Origin of the sequence: Pseudomonas batumici (genome assembly GCF_000820515.1) — a bacterium.
Classification (GTDB): Bacteria; Pseudomonadota; Gammaproteobacteria; order Pseudomonadales; family Pseudomonadaceae; genus Aquipseudomonas; species Aquipseudomonas batumici.
This window is the reverse complement of record NZ_JXDG01000001.1, coordinates 1-14964: the sequence shown is the minus strand read 5'-3', so window position 1 is coordinate 14964 and position 14964 is coordinate 1. Positions and strand designations below refer to the sequence as shown.

General features: G+C 62.5%; 14 protein-coding genes. 3 read left to right on the top strand and 11 right to left on the bottom strand.

The window, feature by feature from the left end; all coding sequences use genetic code 11:
* Positions 1-34: 34 nt before the first annotated feature.
* The 10 genes from UCMB321_RS00065 to UCMB321_RS00020 all read right to left on the bottom strand — a co-directional run bounded on the left by UCMB321_RS00065 (position 35) and on the right by UCMB321_RS00020 (position 10915).
* Positions 35-1693, bottom strand: a complete 1659-nt coding sequence (locus tag UCMB321_RS00065) for a Na/Pi cotransporter family protein (protein WP_040062842.1) — start codon at positions 1691-1693, stop codon at positions 35-37.
* Between the two features lie 162 nt (positions 1694-1855).
* A complete protein-coding gene (locus tag UCMB321_RS00060; protein WP_040062841.1) occupies positions 1856-2605 on the bottom strand; it encodes a TerC family protein in 750 nt (249 codons plus the stop codon).
* Between the two features lie 83 nt (positions 2606-2688).
* On the bottom strand, positions 2689-4650 hold the full coding sequence (locus UCMB321_RS00055; protein ID WP_040062840.1) for a DUF7844 domain-containing protein: 1962 nt from the start codon (positions 4648-4650) through the stop codon (positions 2689-2691).
* A complete protein-coding gene (locus tag UCMB321_RS00050; RefSeq protein ID WP_040062839.1) occupies positions 4647-4967 on the bottom strand; it encodes a DUF2388 domain-containing protein in 321 nt (106 codons plus the stop codon). Before UCMB321_RS00050 ends, UCMB321_RS00055 begins: the two co-directional genes overlap by 4 nt.
* 145 nt (positions 4968-5112) lie before the next feature.
* Positions 5113-5430: a DUF2388 domain-containing protein gene (locus tag UCMB321_RS00045; RefSeq protein ID WP_040062838.1), complete on the bottom strand. Its 318-nt coding sequence runs from the start codon at positions 5428-5430 to the stop codon at positions 5113-5115.
* A 379-nt stretch (positions 5431-5809) separates the two neighbouring features.
* A complete protein-coding gene (locus tag UCMB321_RS00040) occupies positions 5810-6025 on the bottom strand; it encodes a DUF1127 domain-containing protein (RefSeq protein WP_040062837.1) in 216 nt (71 codons plus the stop codon).
* 319 nt (positions 6026-6344) lie between these two features.
* Entirely contained in the window at positions 6345-7838 is a 1494-nt protein-coding gene (gene scpC, locus UCMB321_RS00035) for a succinyl-CoA:acetate CoA-transferase ScpC (RefSeq protein ID WP_040062836.1), read from the bottom strand.
* 181 nt (positions 7839-8019) lie between these two features.
* A complete protein-coding gene (locus UCMB321_RS00030) occupies positions 8020-9456 on the bottom strand; it encodes an NAD(P)(+) transhydrogenase (Re/Si-specific) subunit beta (RefSeq protein WP_040062835.1) in 1437 nt (478 codons plus the stop codon).
* Complete coding sequence (locus tag UCMB321_RS00025; RefSeq protein ID WP_422393948.1) at positions 9453-9773, bottom strand: NAD(P) transhydrogenase subunit alpha part 2; 321 nt, start codon at positions 9771-9773, stop codon at positions 9453-9455. Before UCMB321_RS00025 ends, UCMB321_RS00030 begins: the two co-directional genes overlap by 4 nt.
* Before the next feature lie 20 nt (positions 9774-9793).
* Positions 9794-10915: a Re/Si-specific NAD(P)(+) transhydrogenase subunit alpha gene (locus tag UCMB321_RS00020; RefSeq protein ID WP_040062833.1), complete on the bottom strand. Its 1122-nt coding sequence runs from the start codon at positions 10913-10915 to the stop codon at positions 9794-9796.
* Here UCMB321_RS00020 and UCMB321_RS30510 point away from each other — a divergent pair.
* Positions 10908-11063, top strand: a complete 156-nt coding sequence (locus UCMB321_RS30510; protein WP_157015829.1) for a hypothetical protein — start codon at positions 10908-10910, stop codon at positions 11061-11063. The genes UCMB321_RS00020 and UCMB321_RS30510 overlap by 8 nt on opposite strands.
* 270 nt (positions 11064-11333) lie before the next feature.
* Here the strand turns inward: UCMB321_RS30510 and UCMB321_RS00015 are convergent, their stop codons facing one another.
* Positions 11334-12254: a LysR family transcriptional regulator gene (locus UCMB321_RS00015; protein ID WP_040062832.1), complete on the bottom strand. Its 921-nt coding sequence runs from the start codon at positions 12252-12254 to the stop codon at positions 11334-11336.
* A 157-nt stretch (positions 12255-12411) separates the two neighbouring features.
* On the opposite strand from UCMB321_RS00015, the gene UCMB321_RS00010 reads away from it, so the two are divergent.
* Positions 12412-13593, top strand: coding sequence for an acyl-CoA dehydrogenase (locus tag UCMB321_RS00010; protein ID WP_040062829.1), 1182 nt, complete (start codon positions 12412-12414; stop codon positions 13591-13593).
* Between the two features lie 17 nt (positions 13594-13610).
* Positions 13611-14831: a CaiB/BaiF CoA transferase family protein gene (locus UCMB321_RS00005; RefSeq protein WP_040062827.1), complete on the top strand. Its 1221-nt coding sequence runs from the start codon at positions 13611-13613 to the stop codon at positions 14829-14831.
* Positions 14832-14964: the final 133 nt, after the last annotated feature.

Here is a 14964-nt window from a genome sequence, read left to right as displayed (position 1 = left end):
TCCCAGGCACAGACAAGGATCGAACCCCGGACGTTCAAGACGATGGGTTGGTATCGTCGAGGTCTTCCAAGGCCAGTGCGCCGGTCTCGGCGGCTTCCAGCACCGCATAGGCGCTGCCGCAGAATAGCGAATTCAGGCGTTTCATGTCGGCAATCAGCTCCAGGTGCAGCGAGCTGGTTTCCAGACTCTGCACGATTCCGCGCTGCAGGCGACTGACGTGGGCGTGGGCCAGGCGCCGTTCCTGGGCGCGGAAGCGGCGTTTTTCCCGCAGCAGTTGCCTGGCGCTGTGGGGATCGGCGCCGAGGAACACCGTGAGGCCCAGGCGCAGGTTTTCGATCAGTTGCCGGTGCAGCCCGGCCAGCTCCTCCAGGCCATCCTCGGAAAACGAGCGACGTTGCGAGGTCTTCTGCCGTTGCACCTTGCGCAGCATCTGCTCGATCAGGTCCGCCGCCAGCTTCAGGTTGACCGCCAGTTCGATGATTTCCGCCCAGCGCCGGCTGTCCTGGTCGCCGAGGTCCTCGCGGGGCATCTGCGCCAGATAGAGTTTGACCGCGCTGCAGAGCACCTCGACGTCGTCGCTCAGGCGGCGCATCTCGATGGCGATGGCGGTCTGCTTGCCGTTGAGCACATTGAGCATGGCTTCGAGCATGCTGTCGATCAGATCGCCGATGCGCAGGGTTTCCCGCACCGCGTTGGACAGCGCCAGGCTGGGGGTGTCGAGGGCGGTGGGGTCGAGATGACGGGGCTTGGCCTTGCCGTTGACCTCGGGTCGTTCCGGCAACAACCAGGTACAGAGCCGGGCCATCGGACCGATACTGGGCAGCAGCACCAGGCAACGCACCGTGTTGTAGAGCAGGTGGAAACCGATGACGAGTTCCTGGCGGCTGAAGTCGAGGCTGTCGAGCCAGTGCGCCAGCGGCTTGAGCGCCGGGATGATCAACAGCAGGCCGATCAGCTTGTACAGCAGGCTGCCGAGGGCCACCTGGCGACCGGCGGCGTTCTGCATGCTGGTGCCGAGAAAGGCCAGCACCCCGCTGCCGATGTTCGCGCCGATCACCAGGCCGATGGCCACCGGCAGGCCGATCACCTTGGCGCCGGCCAGGGTGGCGGTCAGCAGCACGGCGGCCAGGCTGGAGTAGGAGATCATCGCGAACAGCGCGCCCACCAGCGCATCGAGGAGGATATCGCCGGTCAGGGAGGCGAACAGCACTTTCACCCCTTGGGCATGGGTGATGGGCGCGGCGGCTTCGACGATCAGTTGCAGGGCGAGGATGATCAGCCCCAGGCCGATGCCGACGCGACCGAGCTGGCCGGCACGGGTCTGCTTGCGCGAGAGGAAAAAGATCACCCCGAGGAAGATCAGCAGCGGCGACAGCCAGGACAGGTCAAAGGTCAGCACCCGGGCCATCAATGCGGTCCCAACGTCGGCGCCGAGCATGATTGCCAGGGCCGGCGTCAGCGTCATCAGACCCTGGCCGACGAAGGAGGTCACCAGCATGGCGGTGGCGTTGCTGCTCTGCACCATGGCGGTGACCAGGATCCCGGCGAGGAAGGCCAGCGGGCGCCTGGACATGTTGCGGCCGATGAGGTGGCGCAGGTTCGAACCGTACACCCGCAGGATGCCGGTGCGGACGATGTGCGTGCCCCAGACCAGCAGGGTCACGGCGGAAAGCAGATCGAGCAGGGTCAGCATGGTGGGCCCCCTGGGATGATCGGTGCCCCATGGGGGCAAGTTTGGATGGGTCGTACGCCTTTTCTACGTCTTGTCCTTAAGCTGTAGTTGGTGATTTGGCCGAGCGCCAGCATCGCATGGCGGGCGTCGGCCCGAAACAAAAATGTCACAATGTGGTCAGGGTTATTGACCCGCCACATCCTCGTGCCGTTGCTTCTTTTTCTGCATGGCCGTGCGCATCTTGATGTTGATCGCTTCCACCGCCAGGGAGAACGCCATGGCGAAGTAGACGTAGCCTTTGGGCACGTGCACGTCGAAGGCTTCGGCGATCAGCACGGTCCCGACCACGATCAGGAACGACAGCGCGAGCATCTTCAGCGACGGGTGCTTGTCGATGAAGTCGCCGATGGTCTTCGAGGCCAGCATCATCACCAGCACCGCCACCACGATCGCGGCGATCATCACCGGCACATGGGAAACCATACCCACGGCGGTAATCACCGAGTCGAGGGAGAACACGATGTCGATAATGGCGATCTGGATAATGGTGTAGAGGAAATTGCCGCCCTTGCCTTTCGGCCCCTCGCCCGCTTCTTCCTCGCCTTCCATGCCGTGGTAGATCTCCTGGGAGCTTTTCCACAGCAGGAACAGGCCACCGAAGAACAGGATCAGGTCACGTCCGGAAATGCCCTGGCCGAAGACCACGAACAGATCGTCGGTCAGGCGCATGACCCAGGTGATGGACAGCAGCAGCAGGATCCGGGTGAGCATCGCCAGGGCGAGGCCGAAGATCCGCGTGCGCTGCTGCATGTGCTTGGGCATGCGGCCGACCAGGATCGAGATCATGATGATGTTGTCGATACCCAGGACGATCTCCAGGGCGGTCAGGGTGAAAAAGGCAACCCAGAGTTCCGGGTTGGTCAGCCATTCCATGTGTATTCCTTTGTACGAGTGTTGGGGCCGTCTCGGCGCCAGGCTTCAGGCTCTGAAGTCCGACCGCCGCTACGGCGGTGCTGTCAAGGCAGCTCCAGCCCGCCCGCCGCCTTGTGCAGCGCCCGCAGGTGTTCGCCGACGAGCTTCAGGTTGGCTTCGCTGGCCTCGATCTGCGCTTCCCGGGCCGGCTCGAGCAGCTTGCGGATTTCCTTGTCCAGATCGCCGCTCAGGCGCTGCAATTGCTGCTGGCGCTGCTTGCTTTCGGCTTCCAGGCGCTGCCACTCGGACGGTTGCGGCAAGCCGTAGCCACTGCTGCCGAGCAATTCCGCCGGGCGACTGAGGTAGCCGCTGTTGGCGAGGATCTCCTGCAACGTGCGGTTGGCCTTGTCCATGGCGTTGTCCTTGAGGTCGCGGGCACCGAGGTACTTCTGCTTCACCTCGTCCTGGGCCAGCAGCAACTGCCGGCGAAAGCTCGCCTGCTCCAGCAGCAGCATGGCGGCGCTGGCGCGCAGGTTGGCCTGGGCAAACCACGGGCGACGGGCTTCGGCGGGTTGCGACAACCAGTCCTCGACGGTCTCCTGCTTGATCGGCAACTGTTTGCGCAGGACATCGAACATGGCCTGGTAGCGATCACGGTAGGAGTCGAAGCGGTAGCCCAGGCGCAAGGCCTCGCGGGGATCGTCGAGCACGCTGGTGTCGGCCAGGCCACGGCCCTTGAGCACCTGCAGCAAACCATTGGGGACAATGCTGTCCAGGCCCTGGAGCTGGGCGTTGTCGCTGCCGCTGCGCAACAGCTTCAAGGTCTCCACGGCGCAGTTGTTGCTGATGAAGTAGTAGTTGCCGTCATAGCTCCAGTGCATTTCGGCGGCGTGCTCGACCACTTCCTCGATTTCCTGGCGCGACAGCTTCAACGGTACCGAGGCCAGGCTGCGCAGTTCGGTCTTGGTGTATTCGTCGATGACCTGGGACAGTGGCAACACGAACAGCCGCGACGGGTAGGCGCCGGTCAGGCCGCCCCAGGTCGAGAGCTGGACGTCGTTGACGAAGGCGCGATAGGACAGCACCAGATGCTGGTCCAGGTCCAGCCGGCAATCCGGCCCGCGTGGTCGATCGGGGGCGCAGATCACCAGGCGCAGCATGCTGTGACCCCAGCGACTGACCCAGTTCTGGTTGGCTTCGGCCAGCAGGTAGTCGACTTCGTAGACACGTTCGGGGTCGATCCTGCCCAGGGGCGTCTTGCCGAAGTCATTGCCGGCGTTGAGGAACGGGAAGGCCTTGTCGCAGGCATCCTTGGCCGGCGGCGCCCAGCCGAAGCGTTCCTGGTAGTAGCGATACAGCGCCGGGCGGCGACAGGCGTAGGCCGGGTCGAGGAGGAAGTACTCCATGTTGACCGCGACGAACTCCTTGGGATTGGTGGTCTCGTAGATATCCGGGCTGCGGACGACCTGGCCGTTGTGCTGTTCCCGCTGGCCACGGCTGCCGACCGCTTGTTGCCAGCCGGCGAGGTCCAGCAGGCGCGGGTCGTCGCTGAGGGTGAAACGCCGGCCGGTCTGGCCCCGGCAACGATCAGGCAGGCCGACCAGTCCGGTATTGCTGTCCTGCTGGGTGCAGCGCCGGATCAGCGTCCGTTCGGCGTCGGGCCACAAGCGGGCGCGGTCATAGATGTGGGTCAGCTCGTGGAGGACGGTGGCGAGCATTTCCTCGCGTACCGTGCCGTGGGGGCGGTGGGTCTTTTTCGTCGCGGCCGAACCGTCCACCAGGCCGGGCAGCAGGGCGCGATTGAGGTCCACTTCCGAGACCAGCGAAGCCTCGCCGTAAGCGTTGTCCGCCATCTGGGTCGACCAGGCGACATCGATACGGCGGTCCAGTTGCTCGATAAAGCGTGGCGGCAGATGGGCCATGGCCTCATCGATCAGTGTCTGGCTGGCCTGTTGTTCGGCAGGGCTCAGACCTTCTGTCTTGAGGTGCAATTGCAGGCTGGCCTGGGCCGCGCTGCCGAACAGCAACAGGGCGCAGGTCAGCAACCCGCCGGCGAGTCGTCTCACAGGGCGAGAATGGCTTCGGCGAGGTCCTGGTCGCTGGCGTCGCGGGCTTCCGGCACCTGGGTGCGCAGGGCGGCAAAGGCGGCTTCCAGGTGGGCGCCACGGATATCGCCGCGGCTGGCGACGAAACTGGCGGCGTCGTCGTGGGCTTCGCGGACCACTTTCGCGTCGCGGATCGAGGTGGTGGTGTCCGAGGTGAAGTCGAGGGTGCGGCCCGTAGCCCGTACGAGCATATTGCTGGTAGCCACCAGGGTGTGCGCCGAAGCCACGTCGGTCAGCAACAGCAGGCCGAGGGCGGTGGCGATCAGGGGGGTACGCATGGAAGGTCTCCGGAAATGCAAAGTGACTATTGGACGGGAGCTGCCTGGTCCAGTTCAAGGTCGCGGGCATGAAATTTTGGCTGGGTTTGGCGTACGCCAGGGCTGATTCCAGGCTGGCGTACTGTACGGCCTGTGCGCCGGGGTGTCAGATCGCCAGGATCGCCTGGGCCAACTCGGCATCGCTGGCCTGCAACTGCGGTGCCTGGCGGCGGATGGTGTCGAAGGCGCTTTCCAGCTTCACGCTGCGGATCTGGCCATTGCTGGCGACGAAGCTGGCGGCATCATCCTGGGCCGCGCGCACGATCTTGTTGTCACGCAACGACGCGGTGGCATCGGACGTGGCATCGGAGGTGGCCTTGAGGGCGCCGACCACTGCATCGGTGGTGGCGATGAAGCTGCTGGCGTTGGCGGCGCTGGCCAGGGTCAACAGGGCGGCGGCGCTGAGCAGGCGAAGGCGGGACATGGTGAATCTCCTGAGGATGAAGAGGAACAGTGGCACCGAACAAAAACAGCCACTCAAACCCTAATGGATGATGAACCTCAGACGCTTATTCCGCGCTGCGGGCTACTTATGACCACGATATTAGGCCGAGTTCCCGTCAAGCTGAAAGCGGGTTTCGTCGGCTGATGCGCGGTTTAGAGGCTTTCGTTCGGGGTTTATAAAATTGTACTGGTTGATTTTAGTTAATTAAAAACTGTACCTGTCAGGTGTTTTCGCAGGCTCATCCCGAAATCAAACCGCCGAAAACGACAAAGCCCGTCGCGGTTTCCCGCGACGGGCTCTGTTTTTTCAATTCGGGTGCTGGCGGTGGACCCGGTGGGTCAGGGCCAGCGAGCGCTGCTTAGCGCCAGAACGGCTTGCTCAACTCTTCGTAGCGCTGTGCTTCGCTGATACCGGCATCGGCCAGCAGACGCGAATCCAGGCGAGCCAGTTGATGGCGGCTGGCAATACGGCGCTGCCACAGCATCAGGTTGGCGAGAACGCGCAGAGGCAGGGAAGCTTGAGCGTTGGTAGCGGTGTTGTCGTAGAACAGGTCGGAACTGAGTGTACGTTCCATGGTTAGCATCCTTCCGCTTGTGGCGGGATTAGGTAGTGGTTTAACTGGAGCCAATGATCCTCCTCTTTGCCTAGTCTCTCTAGATACAGTTCACCTGTATTGTGAGGGCTCAGTTAACTGTTTATAGGTGCTGTACTGCTCGAAAGTGAGGCAACTGTACCTGTCTGCCTCAAGTTGGTGCATTTTTGTGCGGCGGAGTGGGATTCGAGGTGATTCAAGGTGGGAAATGACCGGTACAGCAGTACAGTTTTTTTCAGATTGTCGAAAAGCTCAGGACCGCTGACGAAACTGTGTTTGCGTCAGCGGCCAACTGTATCAATCAGCTCGGCAGCATTTTCCCGGTTTCTTCCAGGTTGATGTGCCAGCTCAGTGCTTCACGGAGGATGTGCGGGGTGTGGCCGCCCAGGGCACAGGCCCGGTCGAAGTAACTGTTCAGGGCTTCGCGGTAGTCCGGGTGCACACAGTTGTCGATCACCGCCCTCGCCCGTTCCCGTGGCGCCAGGCCCCGCAGGTCGGCCAGGCCGATTTCGGTGACGAGGATATCCACGTCATGCTCGGTGTGGTCGACGTGGCTGACCATGGGCACCACGCTGGAAATCGCCCCGCCCTTGGCGATGGACTTGGTGACGAAGATCGCCAGGTGCGCGTTGCGGGCGAAGTCGCCGGAACCGCCGATGCCGTTCATCATCCGCGTGCCGCAGACGTGGGTGGAGTTGACGTTGCCGTACAGGTCGAACTCCAGGGCGGTGTTGATGCCGATGATGCCCAGGCGCCGCACCACTTCCGGGTGGTTGGAGATTTCCTGCGGGCGCAGCACCAGCTTCTCTTTATAGCGCTCCAGATTGCCGAACACATCGCTGTTGCGCCGGCTCGACAAGGTGATCGAGCTGCCGGAGGCGAAGGACAGCTTGCCGGCGTCGATCAGGTCGAAGGTCGAGTCCTGCAGGACCTCGGAGTACATGGTCAGGTCTTCGAACGGCGAGTCGATCAGGCCGCACATCACCGCATTGGCAATGTTGCCGATACCGGCCTGCAGCGGGCCGAGCTTGTTGGTCATGCGGCCGTCGGCCACTTCTTCTTTAAGGAAGGCGATCAGGTGGTCGGCGATGGCCTGGGTGTCGCTGTCCGGCGGGGTCACGGTGGAAGGCGAGTCAGGCTGGTTGGTCACCACGATGGCGACGATCTTGGCCGGGTCGATCGGGATCGCGGTGCTGCCGATGCGATCGTCTGCCTTCACCAGCGGGATGGGCGTGCGGGTCGGGCGATAGCTGGGGATATAGATGTCGTGCAGGCCTTCCAGGTTCGGATTGTGCGCCAGGTTGATCTCGACGATCACCTGCTTGGCAAAGATCGCGAAACTGGCCGAGTTGCCCACCGAGGTGGTCGGCACGATATGCCCCGCTTCGGTGATCGCCACGGCTTCGATCACCGCCAGGTCCGGCAGCTTGAGCTGCTTGTTGCGCAGTTGCTCGACGGTTTCCGACAGGTGCTGGTCGATGAACATCACTTCGCCGGCGTTGATCGCCTTGCGCAGGGTGTTGTCCACCTGGAACGGCATGCGTCGCGACAGCACGCCGGCTTCGGTGAGCTGTTTATCGAGGTCGTTGCCCAGGCTGGCACCGGTCATCAGGGTGATTTTCAGGGGCGACGTCTTGGCGCGTTCGGCCAGTGCATGGGGCACGGCCTTGGCTTCACCGGCGCGGGTGAAGCCGCTCATGCCGACGGTCATGCCGTCCTGAATCAGGGCGGCAGCATCGGCTGCGCCCATGACCTTGTCCAACAACGAAGGCAAGCGAATACGATCACGGTACATGGCGTGTTATCTCAGGCAACGGAAGCAAGATGCGCAGTCTAGAGGTTTCAAAAAGTTTCGCCGCGCGACCAAGGTCGAATGCCGGCCGGCGATTCAGCGCCTTTGGTCGGTTTTTTGCGGGCAAAGAAAAACCCCAGCCTAATAAAGGCTGGGGTTTTCGGTATTGCGCTGAAGCAGGGTTTTATTCGACGGCCTTGACCATGTCCTCGATGACCTTCTTCGCATCGCCGAAGACCATCATGGTCTTGTCGAGGTAGAACAGCTCGTTGTCCAGGCCGGCGTAGCCGCTGGCCATGGAGCGCTTGTTGACGATGACGGTCTTGGCCTTGAACGCCTCGAGAATCGGCATGCCGGCAATCGGCGATTTCGGATCGTTCTTGGCCGCCGGGTTGACCACGTCGTTGGCGCCGAGCACCAGCACCACGTCGGCCTGGCCGAACTCGGAGTTGATGTCTTCCATCTCGAACACCTGGTCGTAAGGCACTTCGGCCTCGGCCAGCAGCACGTTCATGTGCCCGGGCATGCGCCCGGCCACCGGGTGGATCGCGTACTTCACGGTCACGCCAAGGTGGGTCAGCTTCTCGGTCAGCTCCTTGAGCGCGTGCTGAGCGCGGGCCACCGCCAGGCCGTAGCCGGGGACGATGATCACGCTGTCGGCGTTGGTCAGCAGGAAGGTGGCGTCATCCGCCGAGCCGGATTTCACCGGCCGGGCTTCCTTCGCACCGGCCGGGCCCGCCGCGTCGGCGCTGTTGCCGAAGCCACCGAGCAGCACGTTGAAGAACGAGCGGTTCATGGCCTTGCACATGATGTACGAGAGGATCGCACCGGACGAGCCCACCAGGGAGCCGGCAATGATCAGCATCGAGTTGTTCAGCGAGAAGCCGATCCCCGCCGCGGCCCAGCCGGAGTAGCTGTTGAGCATCGACACCACCACCGGCATGTCGGCGCCGCCGATGGGGATGATGATCAGCACACCCATGACGAAGGCCAGGGCCAGCATCAGGGCGAAGGCGCTGAGGTTGCCGGTCAGCATGAAGGTCACGCCCAGGCCCAGGGTGGCCAGGCCCAGCAACAGGTTCAGCTTGTGCTGGCCGCCGAACTGTACCGGTGCGCCCTGGAACAGGCGGAACTTGTACTTGCCCGAGAGCTTGCCGAACGCGATCACCGAGCCGGAGAAGGTAATGGCACCGATGGCGGCGCCAAGGAACAGCTCCAGGCGGTTGCCGGCCGGGATCGAATCGCCCAGCTGTTTGACGATACCCAGCGACTGTGGCTCGACCACGGCGGCAATGGCGATGAAGACCGCGGCCAAGCCGATCATGCTGTGCATGAAGGCGACCAGTTCCGGCATCTTGGTCATTTCGACGCGCTTGGCCATGATCGAACCGGCGGTGCCGCCGATCAGCAGGCCGACGATCACGTAACCGATGCCGGTGGTGGCCAGCTCCGAGCCGAGTTTGAAGACCAGGCCCACGGTGGTGACGATGGCCAGGGCCATGCCGAGCATGCCGAACAGATTGCCGCGACGGGACGAAGTCGGGTGCGACAGGCCTTTCAGGGCCTGGATGAAGCAGATCGACGCGATCAGGTAGAGCGTCGTGACGAGGTTCATGCTCATGACTTGGGCGCCTCTTCTTTTACGGCTTTCGGGGCTTTTTTCTTGAACATCTCAAGCATCCGGCGGGTCACCAGGAAGCCACCGAACACGTTCACGGCCGCCAGCGCCACGGCCAGGGTGCCCATGGTCTTGCCCAGCGGCGTCACGGTCAAAGTCGCCGCTAGCATGGCGCCGACGATCACGATCGCCGAGATGGCATTGGTCACCGCCATCAGCGGCGTGTGCAGTGCGGGTGTAACGTTCCAGACCACGTGATAACCGACATAAATCGCCAGCACGAAGATGATCAGGTTGTAGATGCCGTGGGAGATCAGCATGTCTTCCATTATTGTTATCCTCAGCCGTTCTTGCGCACGATCTGACCGTCGCGGCACATCAGGCACGCGGCGACGATGTCGTCTTCCAGGTTGATCTCGAACTGGCCTTCCTTGGTGAAGACAAGCTTCAGGAAGTCCAGCAGGTTACGGGCGTACAGCGCCGAGGCGTCGGCGCCGACCTGGGCGGCCAGGTTGGTCGGACCGACAATGGTCACGCCATGCTCGACCACGACCTGATCGGCGACGGTCAGCGGGCAGTTACCGCCCTGGGCGGCGGCCAGGTCGATGACCACCGAGCCCGGCTTCATCTGCGCGACGGTCTCGGCGCTCAGCAGCACCGGTGCCTTGCGCCCGGGAATCAGCGCGGTGGTAATGACGATATCGGCCTGCTTGGCGCGCTCGTGCACCGCCAGGGCCTGGCGCTGCATCCAGCTGGCGGGCATCGGCCGGGCGTAACCGCCCACCCCGACCGCGCACTCGCGCTCTTCATCGGTCTCGTAGGGGACGTCGACGAACTTGGCGCCCAGCGACTCGATCTGCTCCTTCACCGCCGGCCGCACGTCCGAGGCTTCGATCACCGCCCCCAGGCGCTTGGCGGTGGCGATGGCCTGCAAGCCGGCCACGCCGGCGCCGAGGATCAGCACGCGGGCGGCCTTCACGGTGCCCGCAGCGGTCATCAGCATCGGCATGAAGCGCGGATAATAATGGGCTGCCAGCAGCACGGACTTATAGCCGGCGATGTTCGCCTGGGAAGACAGTACATCCAGGCTCTGGGCCCTGGAGGTGCGCGGCGCGGCCTCCAGCGAAAAAGCGGTAATGCCGCACTCGGCCAGTTTGGCAATGGTTTCATTGCTGAACGGATTGAGCATGCCCACCAGGACGGTGCCGTGTTTGATCAGCGCCAGTTCGCTGTCGCTGGGCGCCACGACCTTGAGAATCAGCTCGGCGCCAAAGGCATCGTTGGCGCCGCCGATGGTCGCACCTGCTGCTTCATAGGCACTGTCGACAACGCTGGCGTTAAGGCCGGCGCCGCTCTGCACAGTGACTTTATGACCCTGGCCGATCAGCTTCTTGATGGTTTCCGGGGTTGCAGCAACCCGCGTTTCACCCGTCTGGGTTTCGAGAGGAACACCAATGTGCACGTCAAATCTCCTGCGTGATCTTTTTTATAAGAAGGCCAGCGCACTGCGGATGGTGCGTCTGGAGCGGCCGATCAGCACGATCCCGCCTGATTTGTTGGCGGGGCGCGGCATTTTGCAGGCGAAAACCACACCCTTCAAGAGATTCTGAAAGGTGACGCAATATTAACTACAAGTCACACAGTGACCAAATGTCGCAGTGGGACGCCGCGAGCCCATAATACAAGGGGCTCACAGGGATTTTGGCTGGAATTGAAGAAAATTCGAATCGGTGACGTGAATGAGCCGGTATGGGGCGCAAATAGGCGGTACAGGCCTTGCTATCAGGCACTTTCGTGCAAAATTTGCCAGCATCGGTACAGTCCGTTTAAAAGCGACATATTGTTATATCTGTAGGCTTTAAAAATAATTGACTACAAAGTCAATTAACGGCTTGAGACCTTGAAGCAAGCAGGCTGTAGCTTTGTGCCTGGTTCACCAGCCAGTCACGAAAAGCGCGCAAGGACGCCGATTCGACCTTTCGCTCGGGAATCATCAGGTAATACGCCTTGATGCTGGAGAGCGCATTGGGGTTGGCGATCACCAGACGCCGCTCTTCCAGTTCCCGCTGAATCAGGAAGGGTGGAATCAGCGCGACGCCCATCTCGTGCATGGCGGCCTGGGCCAACATGGAGAATAGCTCGTAGCGCGGGCCTGTCATGTCGCGGGGCACATTCAGCTCCTGGGCGTCGAACCATTGGCGCCAGGCATAGGGGCGCGTGGTCTGTTGCAGGAGTGGCAGCTCGGCGATCCGGGCCGCGCTCAGGCTCTGTTGGTCGCCCAGCAGGCTCGGGCTGCACACCGGCATGGGGTTCTCGCCCATCAGGCGATGGGACTCGGTACCCGGCCAGTCGGCATCGCCGAAATAGATCGCGGCGTCGAAGTCGGTGTCGGCGAAGAGAAACGGACGGGTCCGGTTGGTCAGGTTGACGGTGACTTCCGGATGCCGCTGCTGGAAGTCCTTGAGCCTGGGCAGCAGCCATTGGGTACCAAAGGTCGGGACCACGGCCAGCTCGATGACGTTGGCGCCCTGCTGCCCCATGACCGACAGGGTGTCGCGCTCCACCGCGTCCAGTTGCGTGGCGACCCGTCGGCTGTAGGAAAGTCCTGCTTCGGTCAGCTTTACGCCCCGTCGGGAGCGTCGGAACAGTTCGACGCCGAGAAACTCCTCCAGGCTGGCGATCTGTCGGCAAATGGCGCCTTGAGTGAGGGAAAGCTCCTGGGCGGCCTTGGTGAAGCTTTCGTGGCGGGCCGCGGCTTCGAAGCTGATCAGCGCGGTGGTGCTGGGGATTTTGCGGCGCATGTACGGCAACCTCACTAAAGGCAGTGCTAAATAGCGGCTAAAAGCTTTTCGGAGTGAGAAATTAGCACAAGAGTATGCGAAATCCTCGTTTGCCGGATAACCGGGCGAGGCCTAGGATCAGTCCAGGCCATTTCATTGACTTCACGAGGACTCACTCATGGGCGCCAAAGCAAGCTTCAACTGGATCGATCCCCTGCTGCTGGATCAACAGCTCACCGAAGAAGAGCGCATGATCCGCGACACGGCGCAGCTGTTCGCCCAGGACAAGCTGGCGCCACGGGTTCTCGAAGCCTTCCGTCATGAACAGACCGACCCGGCGATCTTTCGCGAAATGGGCGAAGTCGGCCTGTTGGGCGCGACCATTCCCGTGGAGTACGGTGGCAGCGGGCTGAACTATGTCAGCTACGGCCTGATTGCCCGGGAAGTCGAGCGCGTCGACTCGGGCTATCGCTCGATGATGAGCGTGCAATCTTCCCTGGTGATGGTGCCGATCAACGAGTTCGGTACCGAGGCGCAAAAGCAGAAGTACCTGCCGAAGCTGGCCTCCGGCGAATGGATCGGCTGCTTCGGCCTGACCGAGCCGAACCATGGTTCCGACCCGGGTGCGATGATCTCCCGTGCACGCAAGGTCGACGGCGGCTACAGCCTGACCGGTAGCAAGATGTGGATCACCAACAGTCCGATCGCCGATGTATTCGTGGTCTGGGCCAAGGACGATGCCGGCGACATCCGCGGCTTCGTCCTCGAGAAAGGCTGGAAGGGCCTCAGCGCTCCGGCGATTCACGGCAAGGTCGGCCTGCGGGCATCGATCACCGGTGAGATCGTCATGGACAACGTCTTTGTCCCTGAAGAGAACATTTTCCCTGAGGTGCGTGGCTTGAAAGGCCCGTTCACCTGCCTCAACTCCGCGCGCTACGGCATTTCCTGGGGCGCATTGGGCGCTGCCGAGTTCTGCTGGCACACCGCTCGCCAGTACACCCTGGATCGCCAGCAGTTTGGTCGGCCATTGGCCGCGACGCAGTTGATCCAGAAGAAGCTGGCCGACATGCAGACTGAAATCACCCTCGCCCTGCAAGGCTGCCTGCGTCTGGGCCGTATGAAGGATGAAGGGACGGCGGCGGTGGAAATCACCTCGATCATGAAGCGCAACTCCTGTGGCAAGTCCCTGGATATCGCGCGCATGGCCCGCGACATGCTGGGCGGTAACGGTATCTCCGACGAGTTCGGGGTCGCTCGTCACCTGGTGAACCTGGAGGTGGTGAATACCTATGAAGGGACCCACGACGTCCATGCGCTGATCCTCGGGCGTGCCCAGACCGGCCTCCAGGCGTTCTATTAAGAGAAGGAGCTTGGCCCATGGGCGCGCTATCGCATCTGCGAGTGCTGGATTTGTCGCGAGTGTTGGCCGGGCCCTGGTCCGGTCAGATCCTGGCGGACCTCGGTGCGGAGGTCATCAAGGTCGAGCGACCGGGTAATGGCGACGATACCCGCGCCTGGGGGCCGCCCTTCCTGAAGGACGCCTACGGCGAGAACACGACGGAAGCGGCTTATTACCTGTCGGCCAACCGCAACAAGCAGTCGGTGACCATCGATTTCACCCAGCCCGAGGGGCAGCGTCTGGTCCGTGAGCTGGCGGCCAAGTCCGACATCCTGATCGAGAACTTCAAGGTCGGCGGTTTGGCGGCCTATGGATTGGACTATGCGTCGCTCAAGGCGCTCAACCCGAATCTGATCTATTGCTCGATCACCGGCTTCGGTCAGACCGGGCCCTACGCCAAGCGTGCCGGCTATGACTTCATGATCCAGGGCTTGGGTGGGCTGATGAGCCTGACCGGTCGGCCCGAGAGCGATGAGGGTGCCGGGCCGGTGAAGGTCGGTGTGGCGTTGACCGATATCCTTACGGGGCTGTATTCGACGGTGGCCGTTCTGGCGGCCTTGGCCCATCGCGATCAGGGCGGTGGCGGCCAGCATATCGACATGGCGCTGCTGGATGTGCAGGTGGCGTGCCTGGCGAACCAGGCCATGAACTACCTGACCACCGGGGTGGCGCCCAAGCGTTTGGGTAATGCCCATCCGAACATCGTGCCATACCAGGACTTTCCTACGGCTGATGGTGATTTCATTCTGACGGTGGGCAATGACGGGCAATTCCGCAAGTTCGCCGAGGTGGCGGGTCAGCCGCAGTGGGCGGACGACCCGCGGTTTGCTAGCAACACGTTGCGGGTGGCCAACCGGGCGGTGCTGATTCCATTGATTCGCCAGGCGACGGTGTTCAAGACCACGGCCGAATGGGTGACGCAGTTGGAGCTGGCCGGTGTGCCGTGTGGGCCGATCAATGATCTGTCGCAGGTGTTCGCCGATCCCCAGGTGAAGGCGCGTGGCCTGGCGGTGGAGTTACCGCATCCACTGGCGGGGCTGGTGCCCCAGGTGGCGAGTCCGATCCGGTTGTCCGCGACACCGGTGGAGTATCGTCACGCCCCTCCTCTATTGGGCGAGCACACGCTGGAGGTATTGCAGCGGGTGCTGGGCTTGGCGCCGGAGACGGTCGAGGCATTGCGCGAAACGGGCGTCCTCTAGCCGCCCTGCTCTCTCTATATAGAAACGCCGGCCCCCTGTAGGAGCTGGCTTGCCAGCGATGAGGTCCTTGAGCCATGCGTCGTTTGTGCGGACGCCATCGCCAGCAAGCCGGCTCCCACAGTTTTAGATTTGC

Excerpts from the sequence above, each read along its gene's own strand:
- UCMB321_RS30510 (WP_157015829.1), top strand. The coding sequence starts at position 10,908 with ATGTGCACGTCAAATCTCCTGCGTGATCTTTTTTATAAGAAGGCCAGC.
- UCMB321_RS00025 (WP_422393948.1), bottom strand. The coding sequence starts at position 9,773 with ATGCTGATCTCCCACGGCATCTACAACCTGATCATCTTCGTGCTGGCG.
- UCMB321_RS00015 (WP_040062832.1), bottom strand. The coding sequence starts at position 12,254 with ATGCGCCGCAAAATCCCCAGCACCACCGCGCTGATCAGCTTCGAAGCC.
- scpC (WP_040062836.1), bottom strand. The coding sequence starts at position 7,838 with ATGTACCGTGATCGTATTCGCTTGCCTTCGTTGTTGGACAAGGTCATG.
- UCMB321_RS00005 (WP_040062827.1), top strand. The coding sequence starts at position 13,611 with ATGGGCGCGCTATCGCATCTGCGAGTGCTGGATTTGTCGCGAGTGTTG.
- UCMB321_RS00010 (WP_040062829.1), top strand. The coding sequence starts at position 12,412 with ATGGGCGCCAAAGCAAGCTTCAACTGGATCGATCCCCTGCTGCTGGAT.
- UCMB321_RS00030 (WP_040062835.1), bottom strand. The coding sequence starts at position 9,456 with ATGAGCATGAACCTCGTCACGACGCTCTACCTGATCGCGTCGATCTGC.
- UCMB321_RS00040 (WP_040062837.1), bottom strand. The coding sequence starts at position 6,025 with ATGGAACGTACACTCAGTTCCGACCTGTTCTACGACAACACCGCTACC.
- UCMB321_RS00050 (WP_040062839.1), bottom strand. The coding sequence starts at position 4,967 with ATGCGTACCCCCCTGATCGCCACCGCCCTCGGCCTGCTGTTGCTGACC.
- UCMB321_RS00060 (WP_040062841.1), bottom strand. The coding sequence starts at position 2,605 with ATGGAATGGCTGACCAACCCGGAACTCTGGGTTGCCTTTTTCACCCTG.
- UCMB321_RS00045 (WP_040062838.1), bottom strand. The coding sequence starts at position 5,430 with ATGTCCCGCCTTCGCCTGCTCAGCGCCGCCGCCCTGTTGACCCTGGCC.
- UCMB321_RS00065 (WP_040062842.1), bottom strand. The coding sequence starts at position 1,693 with ATGCTGACCCTGCTCGATCTGCTTTCCGCCGTGACCCTGCTGGTCTGG.